This window comes from Nocardiopsis lucentensis DSM 44048 (assembly GCF_000341125.1).
In the GTDB taxonomy this organism is placed as follows: Bacteria; Actinomycetota; Actinomycetes; order Streptosporangiales; family Streptosporangiaceae; genus Nocardiopsis; species Nocardiopsis lucentensis.
The window spans coordinates 1-1,768 of sequence record NZ_ANBC01000941.1 but is presented as its reverse complement, the minus strand read 5'-3'; the positions used below and the strand labels follow the sequence as shown (position 1 = coordinate 1,768).

The window sequence follows — 1,768 nt, the reverse complement described above, 5'->3', positions numbered from 1 at the left end:
TCGGTCAACGCCTTGGGGGTGCGCGCGGACAACAGAACCGGCACCGGACCAGCGGGATCGGCCGTTTCACCACTGTGCTCGACGTGAACAGACACAGGTGTCTGCTCCAGGATCAGATGGGCGTTGGTGCCACTAATGCCGAAGGACGACACACCGGCACGCCGTGGCCGATCGTTCTCGGGCCAGGCCACCGGGTCGGTGAGCAGTGTGATCTGACCGTTCGCCCAGTCGACGTGGGTGGTGGGGGTGTCGGCGTGCAGTGTGCGGGGCAGGGTGCCGTGGCGCAGGGCCTGGATCATCTTGATGACCCCGCCGACTCCGGCGGCGGCCTGGGTGTGCCCGATGTTGGACTTGAGCGATCCGAGGTAGAGGGGTTGCTGTGGGTCGCGGTCCTGGCCGTAGGTGGCCAGGAGGGCTTGGGCTTCGATGGGGTCGCCCAGGCGGGTGCCGGTGCCGTGTGCTTCGACGGCGTCCACGTCGGCGGGTCGGAGTCCGGCGTTGGCCAGGGCTTGGCGGATGACGCGTTGTTGGGCGGGTCCGTTGGGTGCGGTCAGGCCGTTGCTGGCGCCGTCCTGGTTGACGGCCGATCCCCGGATGAGGGCCAGGATGGGGTGTCCGTTGCGTTGGGCGTCGGAGAGCCGTTCCACGAGCAGCATCCCGGCGCCCTCGGCCCATCCGGTGCCGTCGGCCTCGTCACTGAACGCCTTGCAGCGGCCGTCTGAGGACAGCCCCTGTTGCCGGGAGAACTCCACGAACATTCCAGGGCTCGCCATAACGGCGGCCCCTCCGGCCAGGGCGAGGTCGCATTCGCCCTGGCGGAGCGCCTGGGCGGCCATGTGCAGCGCGACCAGGGACGACGAGCACGCCGTGTCCACGGTCAACGCGGGACCCTCGAGCCCCAGCGCGTAAGCGATCCGACCCGACACCACGCTGGTCGTGGTGCCTGTGAGCAGATAACCGTCGTAACCCTGCGACGGTTCGTAGAGCCGAGGCCCGTACTCCTGCGACATCACGCCGGTGTAGACGCCGGTGGGGGTGCCGTGGGGGGTGGGGGGGTCGGTGCCCGCGCGGTCGATGGCTTCCCAGGAGGTTTCCAGCAACAGGCGTTGTTGGGGGTCCATGGCGGTGGCTTCGCGGGGTGAGATGCCGAAGAAGTCGGGGTCGAAGTCTGCGGCGTCGTGGAGGAAGCCGCCTTGGCGGACGTAGGTTTTGCCGGGGGTGCCGGGTTCGGGGTCGTAGAGGGTGTCCAGGTCCCAGCCCCGGTCGGTGGGGAAGGGGGAGATGGCGTCGGTGCCGGTGGTCACCAGTTCCCAGAGGGCGTCGGGGGTGGTGGCTCCGCCGGGGTAGCGGCAGGCCATCCCCACCACCACGATCGGGTCCTCCGCGTCGTCCGTCTTTCGGGTGACGGCAGGCGCGACCTCGGGAGCGGGGCTGCCCATGAGTTCCTGGTGAAGGAATTCGGCCAGGAGGCGGGGACTGGGGTGGTCGTAGACGAGCGACGTGGCCAGGTGCAGTCCCGTCGCTGTCAGCAGTCGGTTACGCAGCTCTATCCCGGTTACGGACTCGAAGCCCTGCTCCTTGAAGGACTCGTCCGCTCTGATCTCGGACACTGCGACCAGGCCGAGGACTGCCGCGGCGTGCTTGCCGACCAGGTTCAGCAGCAGTTCGCTTCGCTCCTCCGGGGTGGAGAGCCGCCTCAGCTCCTGTCGCAGGGCGTTGTCTACGGTCCGGACTTCTCCTTCTGCGGAGCGGGTCTCGCCGTCACTGC

General features: G+C 68.8%; 1 protein-coding gene. It reads right to left on the bottom strand.

All coding sequences use genetic code 11. The features are described from left to right. Nucleotides 1-1,768, bottom strand: a 1,768-nt coding sequence (locus tag D471_RS0132130) for a type I polyketide synthase (RefSeq protein ID WP_017602409.1), incomplete at both ends; no start/stop codon positions are given.